The following is a 4,334-nucleotide window of genomic DNA, read 5'->3' on the forward strand; positions in this document are numbered from 1 at the left end:
CAGGGGCTGGCGATCGGCGGCGCGGTCGCCGGTTTCGCCCCGGCGCTTCTCGCGCGATCCGCACCAACCTTGCCCGCTGAGCTGAGCGGGACCGAGTTCGACCTCGAGATCGCCGAGCTGCCGGTCAACTTCACCGGCAAACGCCGTATCGCGACCGCCGTGAACGGCAGCGTGCCCGCGCCGGTCCTGCGCCTGCGCGAAGGCGACACGGTCACGCTGCGCGTACGCAACGGCCTCAAGGAGATGTCGAGCATCCATTGGCACGGCATCATCGTGCCGGCGGAGATGGACGGCGTGCCCGGCATCAGCTTTGCCGGCATCGCGCCGGGCGAGACCTTCACCTATCGCTTCGAGGTCCGCCAGAGCGGAACCTACTGGTATCACGCTCACACGCTCGCCGAGCAGACGGGACTCTATGGAGCGATCATCGTGGAGCCAAAACAGGTGCCGACGGCGCGGGCGCCCGATCGCGACTATTGCATCGTGCTCAGCGACTGGTCGGACGAGCCGCCGTTGCAGATCTTCCTCAATCTCAAGAAGCAGAGCAGCTACTATAATTTTGCGCAGCCGACCGCCGGCGATTTCCTCAAGGATGTCGGCACCATGGGCTTGGGCAAGGCGCTCGAGCGGCGGCGGATGTGGAACAGCTCGCGGATGAACCCGACCGACTACAGCGATGTCTCTGCCGCGACCTACACCTATCTGATGAACGGCGCGCCGCCCGCCGGCAACTGGACCGGTATCGCCGCGCCCGGCGAGCGCGTGCGCCTGCGCTTCGTCGGCGCGGGGACGGCGACGTTCTTCGACGTGCGGATCCCCGGGGTCGAGCTGACGGTCGTATCGACCGACGGGCAGCCGGTCGAGCCGGTCACGGTCGAGGAATTCCGGATCGGCCCGGGCGAGACCTACGACGTCGAGTTCACCATGCCCGAGGGCGGCGCCCGCACCATCTTCGCGCAGGCGATCGATCGGAGCGGCTATGCGCGTGGCACGATCGCACCGGCCCCGGGCATGGCGGCAGCCGTGCCGCCGCTCGATGCCCGGACCTGGCTCGAGCCGGTCGACATGATGGGCGCGATGGCGACGATGGGCGCAATGGGAGGCGACGCGCATGCCGGGCACGGCATGACCGAGATGCCGGCCAGGGCACGGCACGCCCGCACCGAATATGGCGCCAATACCGACATGCGCGTCGACTATCCGCGCACCAATCTCGACGATCCCGGCGCCGGGCTGCGCGGGCGCGGCTGGCGCGTGCTGACGCTGGCCGATCTGCGCACGCCGGGCGGCGATCCCGACCCGCGCGAGCCCGAGCGCGACATCGAGCTGCATCTGACGGGCAATATGGAACGGTTCATCTGGTCGCTCGACGGCATCAAGCTCAACGATTCCAGGCCGCTTCATTTCAAGCCAAACGAGCGGCTGCGCGTCACCTTCGTCAACGACACGATGATGGCGCATCCGATGCATCTGCACGGCATGTGGAGCGATGTCGAAGGCCCGGACGGCGCCTTCCAGGTCCGCAAGCATACGGTCGTGGTCCAGCCCGCCCAGCGGGTGAGCTTCCGCGTCACCGCCGACGCCATGGGCCGATGGGCCTTCCACTGCCATCTGCTCTATCACATGGCGGCCGGCATGTTCCGGGAGGTGGTGGTCGCATGATCCGGATTTTCCCCTCGCGCGGCATCGCTCTTGGCGCTGCCCTCTTCCTGGCGCCGGCGATCACGGCTCCCGCCCTCGCGCAGGATGCCTCGCCCCCGTCGCCCGCCGCCACCCCTGCCCAAACGGCCACTCCCGCTCAGCACACCCCTTCCGCGCAAGGCTCTCAGGACCATGCGGGCATGGACATGCCGGGCATGGATATGACCGACACGAAGGCGTCCGGTAACGGCGCCACGATGGACATGGGCTCGATGCAGGGTGGCAAGGCCCCGCCGAACGCGCGCAACTCGGACGATTATGCCGACGGCTATCGCAACTCGACGCTGCCGGGCTATGAGATGGCCGACAAGCTCTCGATCCCCAAGATACTTGTCGATGAGCTCGAATTCGCCAGCGGCAACGAGGGTCAGGGCGTGGGTTGGACCGTGCTCGTCACCAAGGGTCAGGACAATGACAAGCTCTGGCTGCGCAGCCAGGGCCTCAAGAACTCCCGCGACCAACGTCTCGATCCGGAGAGCAGCGTCGAGGCGCTGTGGTGGCACAGCAAGAACCCGTTCTGGGGCACGCTGCTCGGGGTCAGGCAGGATCTCGGCAAGGGCGCGACGACATGGCTGGCCGCCGGCGTCGAGGGACTGGCGCCTTATTGGTTCGACGTCCAGCTCACCGGCTATGTAGGGACCGATGGGCGTCTCGCGGCGCGCGCCAAGGCCTCCTATGAGGTCCTGTTCACCAATCGGTTGATCCTCACACCGCAGGTAGAGACCAATATCTATTCGAAGCGGTCGAGAGATCGGCAGCTTGGCAGCGGCTTCAGCAATGTCGAGCTGAGCGGACGGTTGCGCTACGAGGTGTCGCGCAAGTTCGCGCCCTATATCGGCTTCGTCTGGGAGCGTGCGTTCGATGGCACGGCGGGCTTCCGACGCCTGCGGGGCGAGGGGTCATCCGAACACCGGCTGGTGATCGGCTTGCGCGCTTGGTGGTGATACCGGCTCTCCGACGAACCGCTGACCCGCTTGTTCCCCAAGGCGAATCACACGATGGCAAGCGTGGTCAATCCTCCTTCATTGTGTTGCTGCTCGCGGCGGTGTCGGCCTCGGCAGGGCAGACGGCCATTCTCGCTTTCCTTCCGACCCTGGTCCACCCAAATCCCGGCGGGCTTTCCTCAGCGCATGATTTTCATGTCGCGAGCTTGACCGCCGTCCACCCGCTGGCAGCACTGGTGGCGGCACCGCTTTGGGGCTGGATTGCCGACCGGGTCGACTACCGCGTCATGTTGCGCACAGCGCTCATTATCCTCGCGATGGTGACTGCACCAGTTGGCCTCGTAGCTCTGCCGACTCTCTACGTTTTGCGCACGGTCGCGGGGATGGCGGCCGCCGCCATCATACCGCTTGCGCTGCTCAGTGCGAGTTTCGCCGCGGTCAGCCGTGGGGAGCAGGCGCGGCGTTTCACCTGGTTGACGGGGTCTGTATTTTTGGGAGACCTCGGCGGACCGCTTTTGGCGGAAGCCTCCGTTGCGATCATGCCCGGCGCGCCGCTCATGATCGTTGCTGCCAGCATCGGCACCGTCGCGGGGTCGCTTTGCCTTGTAAGCCTGCCAGGCCGCTGTGCGCACTGCCTCGACTCAGGAGATCCGCCGCCGCCGACAGTCTGCGCCACGGGAGTCCTATTACTCATCACGATCGCTGCGGGGGCCGGGCTTGCCGCTATGCACGTCAATCTCCTGATGACGCGCAGTGCGGTCTCGCTGAGCCGCGAGCAGATCGCCTGGATGCTCAGTCTTTGCGGATTCGGCATGCTGGCGGCGCAGATCTTTCATGCAAGGCTCGATTGGTTAGTGAAGGTTCCCGGGCGTCTTGCCGGATTGACGCTCGGTTTGCTGGCAGCGGCGCTCGTTGCCTTTCCACTCGCATCAAGCATAGCCGATATGAGCGTGTTCATCCTGGTCGCCGGTTGGAGCTCGGCGAGCCTGCGATTGGTCACAAGCTTCTGGATCAGCGGTTCTGCGGCGGCCTCAGGGGTGAGGCTTGGCCTCCAGCATTCGGCTGCCAGCATCGGGCAGGCACTGGCGCCCGTGGCGCTCGCTTTCGCCGCACCCGGCGCTCAGCCTCTCGTCCTCTGGAGCATTGCCGGCCTGTCGCTCCTGCTGCTTGTGGTCCTGCCACTAGCTTGGAAACGGCCCTCTTCAGGTGCTAATTCGTCAGGCGGATAAGGGGAGCGCGTAAATCGATATGAATCGTACCGTCCACCACTATCCAAGATGTGTTGCTGTGACAAATGAGCCCAGCCGCGGGCAAGGCCCTTGGGCGCAGCTGGGTTGGTTTCCTCTGGAAAAACGACGTGCTCGTGTCCCCACCTGGCCTCTTTAGCGTTGGCGGTCGGACGCGGTCCATTTACTCATTCGACGAGAGGCGTCTGTGACGGCCGATTGCCTCGAGGAGTAGACGGCTCCTTAGTGGTTTAGTGATCATGTGATCAAAGCCCGCGTCGGCAGCGCGGCGGGCGAGAACCTCGTCATGGAAGCCCGAAATCATGATGGAGCATCCGGACCAGCCCAGCGATCGGAGTTGGCGCAGGATCGAAAAGCCATCAATGTCCGGCATGCGATAATCAACAATCAGGCAATTGGCTCGCTTGGCACGCGAATCGGCCAAAAGCGCGCTACCACTTGT

General features: G+C 65.1%; 4 protein-coding genes. 3 read left to right on the forward strand and 1 reads right to left on the reverse strand.

From position 1 onward, the window contains the following. The 3 genes from VMR39_RS04015 to VMR39_RS04025 form a co-directional block, all read left to right on the forward strand. Positions 1 to 1,662 (forward strand): copper resistance system multicopper oxidase (locus VMR39_RS04015; RefSeq protein ID WP_325414585.1); only part of this gene is annotated, 1,662 nt, incomplete at its 5' end. Next, complete coding sequence (locus VMR39_RS04020; RefSeq protein ID WP_325414587.1) at positions 1,659 to 2,645, forward strand: copper resistance protein B; 987 nt, start codon at positions 1,659 to 1,661, stop codon at positions 2,643 to 2,645. The genes VMR39_RS04015 and VMR39_RS04020, both read left to right, overlap by 4 nt. Then, on the forward strand, positions 2,639 to 3,874 hold the full coding sequence (locus tag VMR39_RS04025; protein ID WP_325414591.1) for an MFS transporter: 1,236 nt from the start codon (positions 2,639 to 2,641) through the stop codon (positions 3,872 to 3,874). Before VMR39_RS04020 ends, VMR39_RS04025 begins: the two co-directional genes overlap by 7 nt. 181 nt (positions 3,875 to 4,055) lie before the next feature. Here the strand turns inward: VMR39_RS04025 and VMR39_RS04030 are convergent. After that, positions 4,056 to 4,334, reverse strand: a 279-nt coding sequence (locus tag VMR39_RS04030) for a response regulator (RefSeq protein WP_325414589.1), incomplete at its 5' end; no start/stop codon positions are given.

This window comes from Sphingobium sp., assembly GCF_035511395.1.
Lineage (GTDB): Bacteria > Pseudomonadota > Alphaproteobacteria > Sphingomonadales > Sphingomonadaceae > Sphingobium.